Here is a 20,430-nt window from a genome sequence, read left to right as displayed (position 1 = left end):
ACATGTATTGACCAACTGGTCAGTCTAATACATAATATAACTGACTGATTGGTCAGTCGTCAATGAAAAGAGATGGTATAATAAAGTGAAACTCTAATCAGCGGGGAAGGATTCCTGTCTTGACATTGGCCCGCACCAATCGGGATAAAATCAAATTCAAATTTATAATATGATGCGAGATTAAATTTAGGAGAGAAAATATGAAAGAAAAAGAGCGTTTAATTATAGAGATGGCTATGAAGTTATTTGCGACTAAGGGTGTAAACGCAACATCAGTACAAGAGATTGTCACAGCTTGCGGTATATCAAAAGGTGCTTTTTATTTATATTTTAAATCAAAAGATGAGTTGTTATTAGCGACACTTCGATATTATTATGACAAAATTCAAAAGAAAATGATGGATATTGATAAAGAATCCTTATTACCACGTGAAAAATTTGAAAAACAATTATATTGCCAGTTTAATGATGTACAAAAGCATAAGGAATTTATTATTATGCATGCGAGAGAAAATGCAATTCCATTCAATAAAGAAGTAGAAGAATTTATGATGCGAATGAAATTAGAGTCTCATGCATTTTATCGAAGCAGCTTATTATCTATTTATGGTGAAAAGATCATCCCATACTTATTAGATTTAGTAATTATGGTGGAAGGAATATGCCGCGGGTATTTAGAGTTAATTATTTTAAATGCACCAGAAATTGATTTGTCCCATGTTTCAGCATTTCTTTTAAGGAGAATAGACGATTTAGTAAAAGGACTTCTTGAATCTTCAGAAGGACCTGTTTTACATGAGGAAAAGCTTGGCGAATTCTTTTGTAGTTCGGAGCTTATTAAAGAACAGGTAAAAGAACATTTTTTAAAAGAAATTATTATATTTAAACGTACATTAGCCGATCAATTAGAGAATGATGAATTATTGGTTACACTAGATGTTCTAGAGGCGGAAATGAGATTACCTAATCCGAGAATTCCAGTCATTAGAGGGATGCTAGCTAATTTAGAGACTTATCCTGATTTAAAAGAATTTCAATTACGATTAATGGGGTATTATAATATAAAAAGGTCTTAATGCTGCTTTACTATATTTGTTCAAAAAAATCCTTGCGTATACTAGTATACGCAAGGATTTCGTATTAAAGATTAAGAGTTATTTTGCGCCCACTCTTCTACGTTCCAAACTTTTGTTATCCAATCTTCGTAAAAGTCTGGTTCGTGACATACAAGAAGAACTGTTCCTTTATATGCTTTTAGCGCTTTTTTTAGTTCGTCTTTTGCTGTAACATCAAGGTGGTTTGTTGGCTCATCAAATAGTAACCAGTTACTTTCTTCACCCATTAATTTACATAAACGTACTTTCGCTTGTTCTCCACCACTCAATTGTGTTAATGGACGAGAAATGTGTTCGTTTTTTAAACCGCATTTCGCTAACATTGCACGAATTTGATGTTGATCTAAGTTAGGGAATGTATTCCATACGTCATCAATTGGTGTCAAATTATCAGCTTTTACTTCTTGTTCGAAGTATGCTGGCTCTAGGAAGTCACCGAGGCTTGTTTTGCCGCTTAATGGTTTAATCTTGCCTAAAATCGTTTTTAGTAATGTTGATTTACCAACACCGTTACATCCAACAATTGCAATTTTTTCACCACGTTCAATTGTCATCGTTAATTTTGGTAATAATGGATGTGTATATCCAATCTCTACATCTTCTCCCTCAAAGACAAAGCGACTACTTGCACGACATTCTTTGAATGAGAATTCAGGTTTAATAGCTGTTTCAGGACGATCAATACGTTCCATACGATCAAGTTGCTTTTGGCGACTCTTTGCACGGCCTGTTGTTGAGTAGCGAGCTTTATTTTTCGCAATGAAATCTTCTTGTTTTTTTATAAATTCTTGTTGCTTTTGATAAGCATTGATATGTTGATTTTTATTAATTTCTGCTAGCTCTAAAAACTTCTCATATGTCGCTGTATAACGCGTCATTTTTGTGAATTCTAGGTGGAAAATAACATCAACACATTTATTCATGAATTCTGTATCATGAGAAATCAAAAGGAATGCATGTGGGTATTCTTTTAAATAATTTGTTAACCAATGAATATGCTCAACGTCTAAATAGTTGGTAGGCTCATCAAGTAATAATACTTCTGGTTGCTCAAGTAACAGCTTTGCAAGTAACACTTTTGTACGTTGTCCACCACTTAGTGCCGAAACATCACGATCTAAACCAATCGCATCAATTCCAAGACCACGCGCTGCTTCTTCAATTTTAATATCTAATAAATAGAAGCCGCCTGCTTCAAGTGCATCTTGTATTTCTGCCATTTGGTCAAGAAGCTCTTCTAATTCTTCTGGTGTAGCAGTTCCCATTTTTTCTGTTACAATATTTAATTGCTGCTCTTTCTCAAATAAAGGTAAGAAGGCATCAGTTAATACGTCACGAATTGTTCTGCCTGGTGTTAAAATTGTATGTTGATCTAAATATCCGTAATTTGTACCAGGTATCCATTCTACGCGTCCTTCATCATGAATCAGTTGTCCAGTAATAATATTCATAAATGTTGATTTGCCAACGCCGTTTGCACCGACTAATCCAACATGTTCTCCTGCTAATAAACGCATAGATACGTCTTTAAATAACATACGATCGCCAAATGTATGGCCTAAGTTTTCTACTGTTAATAAGCTCATATTGTCCCCCGCCCATTTCAAAATAGTGTCTTGAATCATGATACTAAATTATTGAGTATAATGCCATCTTTTCAAAATGTATCTTTTTGTAAGAATAATGTTGTATTTTTTTTGGAAAAGGGTTATCATTCAATTGAACAGTGGTTAATTAATTTGTGAGGTATGAAGGATGTCGCCAAGAAGAGCAGTTAAACAAGAGTTAACGAGAGAAATGATTATGAATGTAGCAAGAGATTTATTTATAAAACTAGGATATCAGCATACTTCGATGCGTAAAATCGCAGCAGAACTAGGGTATAGCCATGGTTCCATCTATTATCATTTTAAAAATAAAGCAGAGCTTTTTTATGCCATGGTAGAACAAGATTTTCAGTTGCTAAATCAAAAATTGGATGAGGTTAATGATCAAAATTTATCACAAGAGGAACAATTGAAAGCTGTTTTATTTGGTTTTATTGAATTTGGTTTGCAAAATCAAAGTCATTATGAAATCATGTTTTTAATTAAAGATGATGAGTTGAAAGAATGTTTAGCGGATGGTCCAAATGTTAGCTACGAAAAATTTGCTTCCGTTGTATCTTCTTTATGTAATGAGAAGATAAATGTAATGACAATATGGTCTGTTTTTCTATCATTACATGGATTTGTAGCACATTACTGTGGCAATGGTCAAACATTTGAAGAAGTAAAAGGGTTAGCAAAAGCACATGTGGAGTTTATTTCAAAATCGCTTCTTCTGTAAGTGATTTTCTTTTTAATATTAATTGAACGATGGTTAATTAATGGGAGGGGAAATTATAATGAAAAAGGCGTTAGTATTGGGGGCATCTGGATCAATGGGGTACGCGATTACAAAAGAATTATGTAATCGCGGAATGCATGTAGTGGCTTTTGCAAGAAATAGGGAGAAGTTAGAAAAACTATTTCAAGGAGAGGGAAGCATACAAATAGTAGCAGGAGATGTATTTATACAAGCAGATATAATGAATGCTGCTAAAGATGTGGATGTTATATTTCATGCTGTAAATATTCCATATTCAGAGTGGGAGAATCAGCAATCCAAGTTATTAACAAATGTATTAGGGATAACAAAATATTACGGTATCAAGTTAGGGATAGTCGATAATATTTATGCGTATGGAAAAAAAGGGAGAGAGTTTGTAAAAGAAGAGGATGAAAAGAAACCATATACAAAGAAAGGGAAAATCCGTTTGCAACTTGAGGAGATGGCGAAACAGGCTAATGTACAAATGTTTATTGCTCATTTTCCAGATTTTTATGGCCCAAATGCAGAAAGTACGCTCGTCCATCATACTTTAAAGGGCATACTTGCAAATAAACCGTCTAGCTTTGTTGGAGATAAAAAGATTGCACGTGAATATATTTTTACACCAGATGGTGCAAAAGCGATGGTTGAATTAGCATTACATGATGAGGCCTATGGACAAAATTGGAACATACCTGGATGTGGCGTAATTACGGGAGAAGAGATGATTCAATATATGCGAGAATTAACAGGATATACAAAATCAGTCATGACCGTGAAAAAGGGTATAATAAAATTAATTGGATTATTTGATAAACAAATGAAAGAATTTGTAGAGATGCTGTATTTAACGGAAGAGCCTGTTGTATTGAATGGTGAGAAATACGAGAGCTATATAGGGGCTATTCCAAAAACACCTTATTATGAAGGGTTAAAAGAAACAATTATATATATGAAAAATAAAGATATGTAGAGACCAGTATATAAAAAAAGTTACTTCTGTTTACAGAAGTAACTTTTTTTCAGGCTGTGGAGAAAGTCTTCTCCACAGCCTTGTTTTGTGTCTGAACCTCTTTTTATGTGTCAACACTGATAAAAAAGAGGAAAAGGAGAGGTTTTTTATGATGGGTGCATTAAAAAATCATCGTGATGAACGTGTATCAGTTTCTGTAGAAGAATTAGTTCCACAAGACCATTTTCTTCGTGCGATTGAAGCTACAATCAGCTTTGATTTTATTGAAGAGAAGTTACGCCCCTATTACTGTGAAAATAATGGACGTCCTTCTATTCATCCAATCGTTTTATTTAAGATGATGTTTATTGGATATTTTTACGGTATTCGCTCAGAACGTCAACTAGAAAAAGAGATTAAAACCAATATTGCTTACCGTTGGTTTTTAGGATTTTCCCTATCAGATCCAATTCCAAATCATTCTACCATCAGCTGGAATCGCCGTACGCGCTTTATTCATACAAATATATTTGAAGAAATCTTTGATGAAATTGTACGTCAAGCGACGGAACACCGTATGGTGGGAGGACGTGCCTTGATGACAGATTCTACGCACATTAAAGCGAATGCCAATAAAAATAAATTTGTACATAAATTTAAAAAAGAAAAGCCAAAGTTTTATATAGAGGAACTAGAGGCTGCGGTTATGGAAGATCGTGAAGCTCATGAAAAAAAGAATTAAAACCTAGAAAGGAAAGTGATACCCCTACTAAAAAAATTCGTATAAGTACAACTGATCCAGATAGTGGCTTTTTAATGAGGGATGGAAAACCGAACGGTTTTCATTTCTTAGATCATCGTACGACTGATGCGAAGTACAATGTGATTACAGATACCTATATAACGGCTGGAAATGTAGCGGATTCCGAGCCGTATTTAGCACGCCTCCAAGCTCAAATTGATAAATTTGGATTCGAAGTTGAAGCTGTAGCACTTGATGCCGGTTATTTTACAGGTTATATCTGTAAGAAATTATCAGAACAGAATATATTTATGGTGATGGGGTATCGCCGATTTGGAAAACGGAATAAAGAAGTACCAAAAAGTCAATTTAAATATGAAGAAGAAACAGACGTATTTGCCTGTCCAATGGGATGTATTTTAGAATATGCGACAACGGATCGAGAAGGATACCGTCAATATAAATCTAATCCAACAGATTGTGCCGTTTGTCCATTGCGTGATAAATGTTTCTCAGAGAAACAAAAACAAAAAGTCATTACGCATCATATTTGGGAAGAATATAAAGATATCGCAAGAAAAAACAAATTAACAAGTACGGGTAAAAAGCTATATAAAGTACGCTGTTCTACAATTGAGCGGAGTTTTGCGGATGCCAAAGAACTACATGGTTATCGGTATGCCCGGTTTCGAGGGGTGAAGTATGTCCAAATGCAGGCCTATCTCACTGCAGCCTGCCAAAACATGAAAAAAATAGCCCTTCACCTGACCAAAAAGGGTCAGGTGAAGGGCTATTTTTTGTGTTTTTATCATGTATTACTATTTTGTACGAATTTCAGAATTCATACATTCCAGAGTGTAGGAAACCCTAAAGGGTTTCCAAACACTCTGAAAAAAAGTTACTTCTGTTTACAGAAGTAACTTTTTTTACATTAAGCTTTTTGTTTGACTTCACTAACCTTTTTCTCAGCTACAATGAAATGTGGTCTACGTTTCGTTTCGTAATAAATACGCCCGATATATTCACCAACGACACCTAGAAAAATGAGTTGAATGCCACCAATGAATAGTATGGCAGAAATCAAAGTAAAGTAACCTGGTACATCAATACCACCAACAATGATTTGGACAAATGTTGTGATTACATATAAAACCCCTAAAAGAGTTGTTAATAACCCAATATATATAGATAGACGTAATGGTTTGTTATTAAAAGAAATAACACCATCTATTCCGTAGTTTAATAACTTAGAGAAAGTCCACTTACTCTCTCCATCAGAACGTAATACATTTTCGTATTCAATGATTAATTCTTTAAATCCAATCCAAGAGAATAAGCCTTTTGAGAAGCGATTGTATTCACTTAAAGATAATAAGGAATCAACTGCTCTTCTACTTAAAAGTCTAAAGTCCCCAATGCCGTCTACTAATTCAATATCAACAAATTTATTCATAACTTTATAATATAGACGAGAGACGAAAGAACGAACAGGTGAATCACCTGTTCTCGTTCTCTTTGCAATAACTTGATCATAGCCTTCGTTATATCCTTCTACCATATCTTTTATTAGTGATGGAGGATGTTGTAAATCGGCATCCATAATTACTACTGCATCGCCTGTAGCGTATTTTAAACCAGCTAACATAGCAGCTTCTTTTCCGAAATTCCGACTAAATGATATATAGTGCACAGCTGAATCGGAGTTCGCTAAATCACGTAGAATATCTAATGTACCATCTTTACTACCATCATTCACAAAAACAAATTCATAATCGGTAGTTAATTTATGAATTTCAAGAGAAGTTTCAGAATAAAAGGCACGGAGTACCTTCTCCTCATTATAACAGGGTACTACTATTGAAAGAGTCATCTTTGACCCTCCTTGTTTGTAATGGTTTGTAGCAGTAATATGCATCTTTTTATATGAAACCCTCTTAAAGGATAGCTTCATTTTGTTGCATGTCTACTTGTTTTTTCGGAAAAAAGGAAGTTTTGCAGATCTATTCTTGTTTGTGAAAATAAATAAAGCTAAGCAAATGATTAATGAAACTATAGATATAATCATACCTAATTTGAAGTAAGGTGTGACATAATTCATTTCAATTATATGTGCTCCTTTTGTGATTGGGACACCAATAAATGCAGAATTTGCTTTAGTAAATTCTGTTTCTTTCCCATCGACCTTTATAGTCCAGCCTTTACTGTATGGAACAGATAGATACAATAACCCATCTTTACTTGAGTTAATTTCACCTTTTAAATAGTTATTTTTATAATAAATATTTTGGAGTCTATTTTCAGTTAGTTTTTTTGTTTTTTCTTGTATATTTTCGTAACTCACAATATTTGCTTGTAAGTCTTCAAGTTCATATTCACCTGGTGCATCGATAGAAATAGTTAGTTGATCCGGGCGGTCATCTTTCCCTAAATTATAAACGAATCTTTCTAAAGGATATGAATATGCACCAGTGTCTTCACCTTTACCCATGGTTTTTCCATTAACCGTTGCTTGGAATGAACCTTTATTTTTTACTTTTAATTCAACAATTAGATCTCCAGGGGTATTAGGAGGGTCAATAGGAACTATCATATTTCCATAACCATGGACAATAAGTTTGTTGTTATCTTTTTCCATGTTTTCTAATTTCATTTTTTCTATTTTGATAGGCACTGGCTTGGAATTAAGTTTCTTTTTATCAAAATGAGTTAATGAAAAATCTTTTAAATTATTAACGACTACAGCGTTTAATAATAATTGATCACGTTGAGCAAAGTTTAACTTAGAAAATTCTTCTTCACTTATACCGGATTCATATACATATCCTAATGGTAACGCATAATTGTTTTGATAAATGTTATATGGACCTACTTGTTTTAATAGTTTATATCCATAAGGGATATTCTTTGGATCCGTATCTGCGCTTAGTACGCGGTATTTTACACCTAACATATTTTCAAGTAGTAGTCGACTATCAGCTTGATAGAACATTGAAGGCGTATCGAATCCTTGGAATACGTTATATTTATTTTTCATAAAGTCATGAACATAATAATTAATCAAGCTTTGATACGTACTTGTACCATGATATCCTTGGAGCATTGGTGTGTTATGGGTGCTACCTGGGTTAAGAATACGATAAAAGTCTTTATCATGATCCTGTATATAACGAATAGCAGCAATTTCATCTTTATTATCATAACCCGGTGCATGTAAAGCCTCTGTTGTTGCATTTCTTTGTCCAAAAACAGTGCTAAGTATATTGTTAGCGTACATATAATTCATAGAGATTGTACTAACTAGAATATTCACAACAACTAAAAGTTGTATGAATGGTTTAGAAAGATAACGCCATAGGCATATCGTAACGATTGAAAGAGCGATGGTACCTATTAAGATGTTATCAACTACTTCTAATGGTTTATCATTTATATTTACTTTTCTATAAAATGCATAAATGAATAATCCGGTAGCCACTAATGAACTTATTATATAAAATGCTTTATGCTCTTTTTTATAAAGAATCATCCAATCTAAAATGTAGGCTATAGTTTGAGCGATTACAAATACAAATAAATAAAGCCATCTGTATTGCATTGCTGAAAAGCCATTGAATACAGAATATGTGTATGGAAGCATATATAGAATTAACATGAAAAATGTAAATAATAGTTTGTTTTTAACGAGCTTATCACGTATAAACAGTCCAAATACAATTAGAAATAAAATTAAAGCTGGAAAAGCTAATTGATGGTATTCAGCATCGTATATGAAGAAGATGCTTTCCATTAGGTTTTTATAAAATGTATCTTCAAAGAATAAAGGTATATCAAATTTCTTTGTTAATCTATCTGCACTAAATACAGCATTGACTGAAGGAATGAAGCAAACTGCGGCCAAGCCGAGTGATAATCCGTATAATAATCCGATTCTAATATAATAAGTTAGAAAAGAAACTATAGTTTTATTTTGCCGTGTAGCAAAGTATTGGAAAAATGCGTAAATAAAAATAAAAATACTTGTGATAAAAGCAAAATAAAAGTTTGATGCTAACATTAAGGTAGCAGCAAATAGGAAAAGTCCTCTTTTCTTTTCTATAATATACCTATCAAGTCCCCATATTACTAAGGGTAAAAATACAATAGCATCTGCCATGAAGTCCCAAAGTAATGAGTGACGCATAAAGGTAATACATCCACCATACATAATAGTAGCAATAAAAGATGAGAATACTGTTTTATTATGATAACGTAAAGAACCATACATAAATAACATAGCTAAAAAGTTTTTTAAAACACTTATGTATAATTTCATATCATAAATTTGTTCAATATTTAATTTAGGAAGTAGCAGCGTAATCCAGAACAAAGGCGCTGTACTATAGTAATAACTAAACTCTCCAAATAAATCTCCACCTAATCCGTAATCAAAAGACCAAAAAAGATTACCATCCTTAAAGGCGTGCTGCAGGAGAAATGAAAAGAAACCAAATTGACTTAATGCATCACCTGTACCGGAAAATATTTGATCAGATGTTAAAAAGAAATAGTGAAAAGCAAAAGCGAATAGTAATAAGAATGGAATGATAATAAGGGTGCTTTTGTTTAAAAAAGTTCTATTGTCATGCTCTAAGTTCATTAAAATTCGTGAACCTCCTTTTAAAATTCATTTAACATACCATTTTTGCGATGTACATAAAAACACACCGTTGCTGAAAGGTGTGTTTTTAGTTTTAGTATGGAAAGATAATGTATCGCTCTTGTATAGTATAATTTACAATCGTTAGCTTACAAAGATACCATCTTTTAGTATAAAGCATTTCCAGAAAGTAAGTCAATTTAGCTATAGAGTATAGGATTTGCTTTTATGAATAGTAATCTTACATATTTATTTATTACTTTTAGTGGGGATGAGTCCTAAATTGTAGTGTGCGAAATAAAAAACTCCAAATGCTTTTTCACTATAGTGAAAAAGCATTTGGAGTTTAAATGTTTTTACCAGCCAACTTTTTATTTACGAATCCTAAAATTAACCCACGTATTTGAGGATCAATGGCAAGACCGATAATACCGTATAGTATACCGGTAAGTGTTAAAGCAACTAGTGGTGGTAAGTTAATTAATATGATGCGGTATAGTCCGTAACTAATTGCAAACGCTAAGCTATTAAATATAATCCCTTTAAATAATAATTCGAACCCTTTACGAACGAATAAAGTAAAGCCAATTAATAAAGTAACTTCAGTAAGGATAGCTGCAACAGCAGCTCCCATCATTCCGAATTTACTACCTAATACGATGTAACTTATGATGGCAACAGCTAATCCAATCCCCATCGTTGTAGTACGTTTCCACTGTTGACCAATCGTTGTTAAATTATCAGCAAGTGGATAGTTAATTGATTGTAAAATAACCATAAAGGCTAAAATAGCAAGTGCATTACCGGCTGGTGCGTATTTTTCACCTAATAAGTTAACAATCCAAAAGCTTGGGTCAGCGATAAATGGAATCGAGATGCCCATTCCTAAGAAAGACATAAGCTTTAATTCGAAATGAGATAATTTTCTATGCTCATCAATGTTGTTTTCGTTTCCGAAAGCGAATAATTTTGGATAAAATGCTGCTGCGATTACACCCGGTATTTGATACAATACTGCTGGTATTTTTGATGCAGCTCCAAAGAATCCAACCTGTTCATATGATGAAACTTTTTCTAAAATAATGGGACCTAATTGTGGCAAGAGCATAATGATGATTCCATTGATTGTGAAAACAAGTAATTGATCTAAAATGCCTCTATGCCAACCTTTATGAATGGTTGTGTAGCGTATCACCATCATAAATGCGATTAGTCCTGCTACAAGGCTTGATAGCCCATACATTGCAGCAACCATCATAAGTGACCATTTAAAGTACATTCCAAGTAAAAGAGCCGCTGCCGCTGTTACACCTTGTAATACAGAGATGATAGCTGTGAACTGCATACGTTCTGTTACTTGGAAGTAAGCCATTCCGACACCTTGTAAAGTTGCTCCGAACATTGTTGGTAATACGACCCAGTATACCATCGCGCGTAAATAAGCATCGGGATAGGAAAACTGTGCAAAAATAGCGAAGAGTACAGAAATCACCACAGCTAATACGAAGCGGACACGTAAATAGCTACTGATTAATTCGCTAATATTGGCACCGTTTTTTGTTCCTTCACGCATAAATGTATGCGTCAAACCTGCGTCTGTAAAGTAACAAATGACAGCAGAGACAGCTAATGCGGTTGTAAACATACCATAATCATTAGGTGAAACATATCGTGCAAAGAGAATGGTAGCAATAGCGAGTACGAATTTAACGATAATATTTCCTACAAAGAGGTAGGAAGCGTTTTTAAGGATTTTATTTGTTTTCATTGAAAAGACCTTTCTATTCTCTAGGACTTGGCTTGTCCTATTTGTAACAATAATTTGTGTACAAAAAGAATGTTTGAAATCATATTTTTTGCTTAAGAAAACATAAATTTAATTCGAACGAACCAAAGCATTGCATATAATTTTTTACTGCGTTTCCCATTTTTCGAATAAATTTTACGACAATATTTCTTTATGTCTTTTTTTATTAAGTTCATTTGTGTTTTTTCTAATTTAGGGTTCCCTTTAATATAAATACAAGCATTGTTAATGACTGTGTACGGGAATAAATAAGTCTCAAGAATTTCAATGAGTTCTGCAGAATTTTTTGTTAGTAATGCTTGAGATTTTTTATGAACCCATTCTCTCATACGGTTGAATATTTCTAATTCCTTCGTTGTTTTTAATTCGTAATCTTTATATTTTGAAGAAAGATTTCCTTCTGATAAGATTCGATAATATGTTAAGTATTCATCTACATAACATACATTTGTTACGCTCATTAATTTAAATAAGAACTCCAAGTCTTCTCCCCAACTACAGCCAGGTGTAAAGCGAATGTTGTGATCCATAACAACGGATCGTTTGAAAATCCAAGTACTTGTTTGAGCAACAACTTGATGTGTTAAGAAAGCCTTTGTCATATCACCTTTAATAAAATTCGTTGTATGCTCTACTTTCTCTCCAGTTTCTTCATAGAAATTCATATAGCCACAGTAACAAGCATCCATACTGTTTTTATGCATACTTTCGATTTGTTTCTCTATTTTCGTTTGCTCCCATAAATCATCACTATCAAGAAAGGCAACATATTCTCCACTAGCATTTTCAATTCCTGTATTACGAGCGACGGATACCCCTTGATTTTTTTGGTGGACGTATTTTACTTGTCCTGGATACTTTTGTACAAGACTTTTTACAATAGAAGGTGATTGATCTTTGCTCCCATCGTCTACAATTACAATTTCAATATTTTCGTAGGTTTGATTTAGTATTGATTGCATCGTTTCTTCAATGTATTTTTCCGCATTATAAAGCGGTATAACGACCGAAACGAGTTGTTTTTGTTCCATCATAAAATTTTATCTCCTCAAATTTTTTATGTTTTGCATCGTATATACAAGCCTTTTTAAAGGAAGAAGATCACAAGAACATCTGTATAAGTTTACCGCATATAATCTTTGTAAATCAACTTTCTATTATTGTACTTTGTACAAAAATGTCCGCATTATATAACGGAATAATGTATAGGTATAATATGATTTTATATTTTAAAAATTACATAGCTGAAAGGAGAAGGTGAAATGTTAGGTCAATTTATTCGAAGGTATAATTGGATCCTTTTGGGAATTATCATAATTGTTGGCTTTTTACTTCGTTTTATAACGTTACAAACACATGGCATTGATTTGAGTATAGCTAGTGATGATGTAGGTTATCAAAAATCAGCAAAGATTTTATTAGAAACGGGAATGCTAACATATCATGATCCTGCCAAACCAACTATTCACATTATGCCTGGTTTTCCAGCTTTATTGGCTGCTGTGTTTTATTTCTTTGGTAGTGGTAGTAGTGGTTTATTTGTAGCTAAATTAATCATTATAATTTTTGGGATAGCGAGTATTTATATGACGTATAAGATTGGGACATATTTGTTGAATCCCGCAGCAGGATTAATAGCGGCATTATTATTAGCAATCTATCCTCCGGAAATAGTTATCGAAAATGTAACATTAACAGAAGGACCATTTTTATTCTTCTCACTAGGATTATTATACTGGAGTTTAAAATTAGCTGATACACATTCAACGAAAGATTTTTTGATTGTATTAGCTTTCTACTTCTTAGCACTATATTTCCGCGTGCAAATCGCCTTATATCCAGTATTGCTGTTTGCATATCTTGTAATGAAGCGTTATCCGTTTCATATTATGGTGAAACAAGCACTTATAAGTATAGGAATAGCCCTTATAGTACTTGGGCCGTGGTGGGCCCGAAATTACATGCAATTCAATAAATTCATACCTTTAACTGCTGGAGCAGGGAATCCATTATTACTTGGAACATATCAAGGAGAAGGGTATCCGGAAGGTAAGGATATGGGAGAGCTTGAAGTGGAATTGCATGCAAAATACCCTGATCTAGAAGCACATGAGTTTATGGAATTAGAAGAAAAAATTGCTATAGATAAAATGAAAGAATGGTGGAAAACAGATAAAGAGTCTATGATTCGAAGCTATTTAATTTTAAAACCGGAAATTCTTTGGAAGAAACCGTATTATTCTATAGAGCATAATATTGAAGTTTTTGATGTTTCCGCAAAAGATATGAATGAGATTTATGATTTCATAAAACAGATATTTTTCATATGTACAGTACTTTCCTTTGTTTTTCTTTTGAGTAGGTGGAGAGAGACTACATTTCTATGGTTAATCCTTCTATTTCAAACGTATTTAACGTGCCTGTATGTGGCATATGAACGATATGCACTACCATTAATTCCGTTTCTATTTATTATAATTGGGATAGGGATTGTAGTAACTGTTGGAAAGATTAATAAACTACTATTTCAAAAGAGAAAATTTTAAATAGTAAAAGCTCCTTAATTTTTTATTGAAATTAAGGAGCTTTTGTTTGATATATTCATTTTTTGACGGAAGGTTATTCTTTATCTGTTATCTTTAATTTTTGTTTTAATAGTGCATAATCTTGCGTTAACGTTACAAGTTGATGGTGCAGTTTGGAGATTTTTCGTGTTAAGTCAAAAATTAAGATGAAACAAAATAAAAGTCCGAATAAGAATAAAACAGATGGAGGATATTCTACTTTCAGTAATTTTCCGATCCAATTTATTATTTTATCGGTAGAACTTAAAATTGCCATTGAAATACAAACAAAAATCCATAGAATGGCATATTTTGTTTCTAAAGCTCCACGACGAATAGAGTTAATGATTAATAAAAATAATAATAGAATAAAGATAAATGAAAAGGTAATTACAGGCATTCATTATCAACCTTTCACGATTTTTTGCATTAATATAGCGAGGCTTACTTTAATCATATAATATGCAGATTTTAAAGGTGTAATAGAAGATTGTCCACCTTGTCGTTCTTGCATATTTACAGATATTTCGTTAATGCGAAGTTTTTTCTTTTTTAAATGAATAAGAACTTCTGGTTCTGGATAATCTTTTGGATAATTATGTGCAAAAATTTTAATGACTTCTCGATTGATAGCACGGTATCCAGAAGTTGGATCCATAAATGTTTGTTTTGTTAATACTTTTAATAAGGCAGTGAAATAAAAAATACCAACTCTTCGTGAAATACTACCTTTATATGCAGTTTTTTCTGTAAATCGTGAACCTAATACCATATCACATTGATCTTCAGCAATAGGTTGGATGATTTTATATAAATCATCAGGATTATGTTGTCCATCGGCATCAAATTGAATAGCGATATCATAATCATTCTCATAAGCGTATTTATACCCAGTTTGTACAGCCGATCCGATACCTAAATTATAGGGTAGGTTTACAAGATGGACTGGGAATTCTGTTACAATTTTAGCTGTTTTATCTTGTGAACCATCATTAATTACACAAATATCTAACTCTGAAAAGTGTTCTTTTAGTTCTAAAAGTCTTATTAATGTATCTGCAATTGCTTCCTCTTCATTATAAGCAGGAATAATAATTAAAGTTTTGGGTATTGAAATCGGTACCTCAACAGACATATTGCACCATCCCTTATATGTTAATAGATATGATCATTATTTTTAACGAACATTATCTACTATACCATTAATTGTATACCAAAATAAAGGACAAGGTAGTGAATTGGGGAATTCTGTAAATGCATTTCAGGTATGGAACTTTATATTTCCATATAATTTAGAATAAAACAAAGCGCACAGGTGAACATATAGAAGTGTTTGCTTGTGCGCTTTGTTTTTACATATTCCATGGTTTATTTAAAGTTAATACTTCTGCCATCTCCTTACTTTTTAAACGGCCTCTTTTTCGACTTTCTGCACGCTCTGAACCTGTTTTATGCAACCAATGCTCTTCCTCGGTTTCTGGTAATACTTGTGGTACAGAAGAAGGTTTTCCATCTTTTAATGCAACGAATGTAATAAAGCAAGTAGCAGCGATACGGCGTTCTCCTGCTAATAAATTTTCTGCGATAACTTTCACAAATACTTCCATGGATGATTTGCCAGTATAGCAGACAAATGCTTCGTAACAAACAGAATCAGCTTGATGGATTGGTGTTAAAAAATCAACGGAATCAATAGATGCTGTCACGCAATGTTTACGGCTATGTCTCGCTGCTGCAATAGAGGCAATACTATCAATTTCTGCTAATAGTTTTCCACCAAATAATGTTTGATGGTTGTTTAAATCATTTGGAAAAACACGTGTTGTTTTAATTGCTTTCGATTCTCTCATAAATTTCTTTTCCATATAATCAGCCCCTAGTTTACGTTTTCAATCAGAGTGACATGTTCTTTATGACATAAAAGGAGTGTTAATTCCTATTGAATTTTACCGGACATTGAAACAAGTAAAATCTATTTTTAGAGGAGTGTTAATACTTCTGCAAGTGTATTCATGTAACTGAAAGAAAATTTATTTTGTATAAAATGTAGTGTAAAAGAGGATTCGCTTACATTGCAAGTGAAAAGTGAAGACCGCACATTTGTCATATAAATTCCCTATCAGCTATGCACCTATTCATGATAGAATCGTTTTGTTATGAATGGAAATAGAGGTGCAATGGACATATGAATCATATACAAACAGGTTTTTCATCTTTTTTCAGTAAAATAATTATTGGTATGTTGCTCATGTTTTTTGCGTACACTTGCTGGACAGCTTTTGAGACGAGCAAACAATTTTTTGGAGGAAGTACGACAAGCCTAGCGATTGTTTTAGGGATTTTTATCATACTTCTTTTGTTAATTGCATCTATTTTGCAATATCGGTTTACAGATAAGCAATTCCTTATCTTCCTTCTTAGCGCATCTATACTTGTTAGACTTCTTGTAGTGTTTTTTGTGGATACGCCATTTATTGGTGATATGAAATCTACGTATGAATCTGCAAAACAAGTTGCGCTTGGGAATAACGTAGATGCTGTAAGTCAGTTACCTTTCATTATTTACGAATCATTAATTATTCGCGTATTTGGCGATACAACATTTATGTTACAACTATGTAATATCTTATTCTGCGCCGGAACGTCATTTTTCATTTATCGTATAGCGTCGATGGTATTTCAAGAAGAATGTGGACGAATAGCCTCCATATTTTATGCTTTGTATATCCCAAACATTCTTCTGAGTTCAATATTAACTGCAGAACCAATGGCGATATTTTTATTTTATTGTGCTTGTTACATACTGCTACATAAAGGCTTGAGTCATTCTTACATGTGGATCGTTTCTGCAATTTTGTTTGCTTTTAGTAACATGATTTTCCCTATAGGTTTATTCTTCCCTATTTTTATAATTGGCTACGTGTTATTAATTGAAATGTTTCAATCAGCAACGAAGCAAGGTGTACTGTTAAAAACGATAGGTGTACTTGCTATGTTTTATGCTACTCATTTTGGCGTGAATTATGGCATTCAAGCGATGGGGATGCCACAATATACTATTTCTAATGAGACGTATGTGCAATCTGTTTTGATAGGTAAGCAACAAAGTAAAACGGAAACAGTTCAGAGTCAAAATATGAAAGAACATATAGATCAAAAATTAAAAGAAATAGAGACGGAGCGGTATACTTTTTTAAAACCAACTATAGCTCAGTTATTAGATGAAGGAATGAATTCTGTAGTTTTTAAATGTGAAAAACTTATATACATAGCGATAACTTTATTTATGACGATTGCTCTGTTGCATTTTCTTATTAGGAAGCAACAAAATGAAGGGTATATGTTATTCACACTGCTCGTTTTGGGCTATATCGGTGCTAAACTTTGTAATATTGACGTAGCATACAGTAATTTAGCGGTACCAAGTTTATTTATTTTGCAAAGTTTTGGTGTTTATATGAGTTACTTCTATTGTCAAAAAATCTTTTTTAAAAAATAAAAGAATCCACTTAGGATTCTTTTATTTTTATCTACTGCTGTTAAATTTATTCAAGACAGCTCTTCTCGATATTTTTGTTCTTTTGTAATGGTATAAAATAAGAGAATTCCATTCGGAATTCTCTTAATGACCTTTATTTATTTTTGCATGTGTTTTAAAGAAAACTGGGAAATGTACATTATATATAACAGTGACGACACGTATAATGAATGTTACGAGTAAACAAATATAGAACGCCAATACGTGTGCCCCCATTGAATATGTGATTAGGAAGCTAATTGCCCCTAAAATAGAAGCAATGGCATAAATTTCTTTACGGAACACATAAGGGATATCTTGAGCGCATATATCGCGCAAAATACCGCCTCCAATACCTGTAATAACTCCCATCGAAACAACTAAAAATGAAGCGTCGACGTGATGTGACATCGCTGCATTCGCACCGATAGCTGTAAAAACCCCTAAGCCAACAGCGTCGGAAAGCATAATAACAACTTGAAGCTTATTAATACGCTCAAAAAACATACAAGTAAATAATGCTGATAATACGCTGACGAAAAAGTAAATTGGTTTTACAAATGCGACAGGAGGTAGGTTACCAATCATAATATCACGAATAATACCGCCACCTAGTGCAGTAGCTACAGCTAAACAAAGGACACCAAACAAATCCAAATCTTTTTTTAAACCAACTAATGTACCAGAAATGGCAGCGGCGATAATGCCAAGAAACGTAAATATTTCGATTAATAACATTGCTCTAATCCCTTCCTCCTAAAGATGTTCCAGAGAAAAAATATACACTAAAGTTATGGAAATAACAATTACTTTTCGTTACATGTAGAAAAATGAATAAAATGCATGAAGAAAGCGTTTGAAAATGTGAAAAAATAGCTATATATAAATTGAATTAGGGGTTTTGTAGATTGAAGGTTAGGATAATATTAGTGGATGTATATAATGAGTTATTTTTTAATTTTTATAAACGGATTTATATTGTGCGGATATTTGTAGTATAGTTAAAATCGAGAAAGTAAGTTCCAATAATTTCTTTTTTAGAAGATAATATTATTTAATAGGATAATATTTCGTACTTATTATTGGGCTTTGTTTGATTGTTTTTGGTCCAAAAATAGTTCTCGAATTAAATATGAGTTATGTTATAATTGCTAGGTGTATTTAGAATGATATAACTATGATTAAAAGATAATGGAATGATTTTGTATGGAGGTCTCGGAATGTTAGCAAATCAAGCTAGGATTAGATTTGAGCATTTTTTGCTCTTTTTTATTATTTTACAGCCTGTTTTAGATTTATTAACGTCTCTTAGCATTGAGTTATTAAAAGTAAATGCGACAGTTGGAATTATGGTGAGGTTCCTCATTATGGCCATGGGTGGTATTTATATTTTAATTCAGGCAAAAGAAAGAGAAAATAGGAAGTTTTTAATTTATCTTGTATTACTAGCAGTAGTATTAGGGATAGGATTCATTAATAATAAATTGATCAAGAGTCCTATTGTATTGTTCGAAGAAGTTAAATTCGTTGGAAAAGCATTGTTTATATATACTATGCTTGCTTCATACATTTTAGCTTTGAAATCATTAAAGAAAACAATAAATATTAGCGATAAAATTAGAAATAACATTGTGTATGCTACATTAATTATTAATGTTGTAATGGTTGTTTCTATTACAACAGGTACAGATTTTGGTAGTTATGAGTGGATGAAAGTTGGTTCACGTGGTTGGTTCTTTGCAGGGAATGAATTAGGATCAATTTTAGCTATCATTTTCCCTATAGTAGTACTATATTCTATTCAAAAAACAAAAGGTATTACGAGTGTCTTATACTGGATTCCATCGCTGTTAATGATTTACTCTTTAATCCAGGTTGGTACGAAGGTAGGTATGGGATCAATAGGTGCTACTTTGGCAGTGGCAATTGGTATTATACTACTCCAGTTAGTATTTGACAGAAAAAACCCGAACAAGAAATCTCTTTTACTTAATGGGATAATTGCTATCATCCTATTAGCTGGTGTTGTTGGAACATTTAAACAAACACCATTAGCGCAAAATATGGGTATTCATAATAACTACTTAACGGAACAAAATGCAGCACAACAACAACAAAAAGAAAAAGAAATTAAAGATAAACTGATAAAAGAAAAAGAAGAAAAGCAGCATAAGGTTGAAAAACCAGAAGAAAAGGCAAAAGTTGAAGCTGAGGTTAAGAAAGAACTTGAGAAAGAGCAAAAGAAAGAAAATCAAGAAAACCTCATCTTTAGTGGACGTCAAGTATATGAAGAAAGACATAAGCAGTTCTTTAAAGAAGCTCCGATGTCACAAAAGCTGTTAGGAATGGGTTACGCAGGTAACTTTAAATATAATGAACAAAAGCAGCCGGATCCAAAATTAATTGAAATGGACTTCCACGATTGGTTTTATGATTTTGGAATTATCGGTTTTGCGTTAATGATGATTCCGTTTATCTATTACGGCTTAAGAATTTTGCTTGCATGTATTACAAGGTTTAAAGAGATATTTAATATAAAATATGGAATGATTGCAGCGAGCTTAGTGTTAGCACTAGGTATTGCATATACTGCAGGACATATTTTGACGGCGCCAGGTGTTGGTATTTACTTTGTAGTGGTGTTAGCTTATCTAATTGTAGATTTAGAAATTGAATGATAAAAATAAAAGCTAACTTTTGTTAGCTTTTATTTTTTAGTACAGTAAAATAAGAGCTAGACGGAAG

At 32.8% G+C, this 20,430-nt stretch carries 15 protein-coding genes and 1 pseudogene; 7 read left to right on the top strand and 9 right to left on the bottom strand.

What is annotated here, in order from left to right; translation table 11 throughout:
• Positions 1 to 200: 200 nt before the first annotated feature.
• A complete protein-coding gene (locus DJ93_RS12565; protein WP_042981186.1) occupies positions 201 to 1,076 on the top strand; it encodes a TetR/AcrR family transcriptional regulator in 876 nt (291 codons plus the stop codon).
• Positions 1,077 to 1,147: 71 nt separating this feature from the next.
• On the opposite strand, the gene DJ93_RS12560 is transcribed toward DJ93_RS12565, so the two are convergent.
• On the bottom strand, positions 1,148 to 2,740 hold the full coding sequence (locus DJ93_RS12560) for an ABC-F family ATP-binding cassette domain-containing protein (protein ID WP_117287917.1): 1,593 nt from the start codon (positions 2,738 to 2,740) through the stop codon (positions 1,148 to 1,150).
• A gap of 130 nt (positions 2,741 to 2,870) precedes the next feature.
• Between DJ93_RS12560 and DJ93_RS12555 the strand changes: the two genes are divergently transcribed.
• The 3 genes and pseudogenes from DJ93_RS12555 to DJ93_RS30495 all read left to right on the top strand — a co-directional run.
• Positions 2,871 to 3,443 carry a TetR/AcrR family transcriptional regulator gene (locus tag DJ93_RS12555; protein ID WP_042981183.1) on the top strand — a complete coding sequence of 191 codons (573 nt, stop codon included), beginning with the start codon at positions 2,871 to 2,873 and terminating at the stop codon, positions 3,441 to 3,443.
• A gap of 58 nt (positions 3,444 to 3,501) precedes the next feature.
• Positions 3,502 to 4,440 carry an SDR family NAD(P)-dependent oxidoreductase gene (locus tag DJ93_RS12550; protein WP_042981182.1) on the top strand — a complete coding sequence of 313 codons (939 nt, stop codon included), beginning with the start codon at positions 3,502 to 3,504 and terminating at the stop codon, positions 4,438 to 4,440.
• A 148-nt stretch (positions 4,441 to 4,588) separates the two neighbouring features.
• Positions 4,589 to 5,958 (top strand): annotated as a pseudogene (locus DJ93_RS30495) (IS1182 family transposase); the annotation flags it as partial.
• Between the two features lie 134 nt (positions 5,959 to 6,092).
• Here DJ93_RS30495 and DJ93_RS12535 read toward each other — a convergent pair.
• From DJ93_RS12535 to DJ93_RS12520, 4 genes are all read right to left on the bottom strand, one after another.
• Positions 6,093 to 7,031, bottom strand: a complete 939-nt coding sequence (locus tag DJ93_RS12535) for a glycosyltransferase family 2 protein (RefSeq protein ID WP_042981180.1) — start codon at positions 7,029 to 7,031, stop codon at positions 6,093 to 6,095.
• A gap of 93 nt (positions 7,032 to 7,124) precedes the next feature.
• Positions 7,125 to 9,797, bottom strand: a complete 2,673-nt coding sequence (locus DJ93_RS12530) for a YfhO family protein (protein WP_042981179.1) — start codon at positions 9,795 to 9,797, stop codon at positions 7,125 to 7,127.
• Positions 9,798 to 10,143: 346 nt separating this feature from the next.
• Positions 10,144 to 11,565: a flippase gene (locus DJ93_RS12525; RefSeq protein ID WP_042981177.1), complete on the bottom strand. Its 1,422-nt coding sequence runs from the start codon at positions 11,563 to 11,565 to the stop codon at positions 10,144 to 10,146.
• A gap of 92 nt (positions 11,566 to 11,657) precedes the next feature.
• Positions 11,658 to 12,638, bottom strand: a complete 981-nt coding sequence (locus DJ93_RS12520) for a glycosyltransferase family 2 protein (protein ID WP_042981176.1) — start codon at positions 12,636 to 12,638, stop codon at positions 11,658 to 11,660.
• A 228-nt stretch (positions 12,639 to 12,866) separates the two neighbouring features.
• Here DJ93_RS12520 and DJ93_RS12515 point away from each other — a divergent pair, with 228 nt between their 5' ends.
• Entirely contained in the window at positions 12,867 to 14,150 is a 1,284-nt protein-coding gene (locus DJ93_RS12515; protein WP_042981175.1) for a glycosyltransferase family 39 protein, read from the top strand.
• A gap of 73 nt (positions 14,151 to 14,223) precedes the next feature.
• Here the strand turns inward: DJ93_RS12515 and DJ93_RS12510 are convergent, their stop codons facing one another.
• The 3 genes from DJ93_RS12510 to DJ93_RS12500 all read right to left on the bottom strand — a co-directional run bounded on the left by DJ93_RS12510 (position 14,224) and on the right by DJ93_RS12500 (position 16,033).
• On the bottom strand, positions 14,224 to 14,568 hold the full coding sequence (locus DJ93_RS12510) for a DUF2304 domain-containing protein (protein WP_042981174.1): 345 nt from the start codon (positions 14,566 to 14,568) through the stop codon (positions 14,224 to 14,226).
• A gap of 6 nt (positions 14,569 to 14,574) precedes the next feature.
• Positions 14,575 to 15,303, bottom strand: coding sequence for a glycosyltransferase family 2 protein (locus DJ93_RS12505; RefSeq protein WP_042981173.1), 729 nt, complete (start codon positions 15,301 to 15,303; stop codon positions 14,575 to 14,577).
• A 217-nt stretch (positions 15,304 to 15,520) separates the two neighbouring features.
• On the bottom strand, positions 15,521 to 16,033 hold the full coding sequence (locus DJ93_RS12500; RefSeq protein ID WP_042981171.1) for an acyl-CoA thioesterase: 513 nt from the start codon (positions 16,031 to 16,033) through the stop codon (positions 15,521 to 15,523).
• A 320-nt stretch (positions 16,034 to 16,353) separates the two neighbouring features.
• Here DJ93_RS12500 and DJ93_RS12495 point away from each other — a divergent pair, with 320 nt between their 5' ends.
• Positions 16,354 to 17,667 (top strand): glycosyltransferase family 39 protein, encoded by a 1,314-nt coding sequence (locus tag DJ93_RS12495; RefSeq protein ID WP_042981170.1) that lies wholly within the window; start codon positions 16,354 to 16,356, stop codon positions 17,665 to 17,667.
• 123 nt (positions 17,668 to 17,790) lie between these two features.
• Here the strand turns inward: DJ93_RS12495 and DJ93_RS12490 are convergent, their stop codons facing one another.
• Positions 17,791 to 18,423, bottom strand: coding sequence for a trimeric intracellular cation channel family protein (locus DJ93_RS12490; RefSeq protein WP_042981168.1), 633 nt, complete (start codon positions 18,421 to 18,423; stop codon positions 17,791 to 17,793).
• 482 nt (positions 18,424 to 18,905) lie between these two features.
• Here DJ93_RS12490 and DJ93_RS12485 point away from each other — a divergent pair, with 482 nt between their 5' ends.
• A complete protein-coding gene (locus DJ93_RS12485; protein ID WP_042981167.1) occupies positions 18,906 to 20,363 on the top strand; it encodes an O-antigen ligase family protein in 1,458 nt (485 codons plus the stop codon).
• Positions 20,364 to 20,430 lie beyond the last annotated feature (67 nt).

This window comes from Bacillus clarus (assembly GCF_000746925.1).
In the GTDB taxonomy this organism is placed as follows: Bacteria; Bacillota; Bacilli; order Bacillales; family Bacillaceae_G; genus Bacillus_A; species Bacillus_A clarus.
The sequence above is the reverse complement of the archived record's forward strand: the minus strand, read 5'-3'. Positions and strand labels throughout refer to the sequence as shown.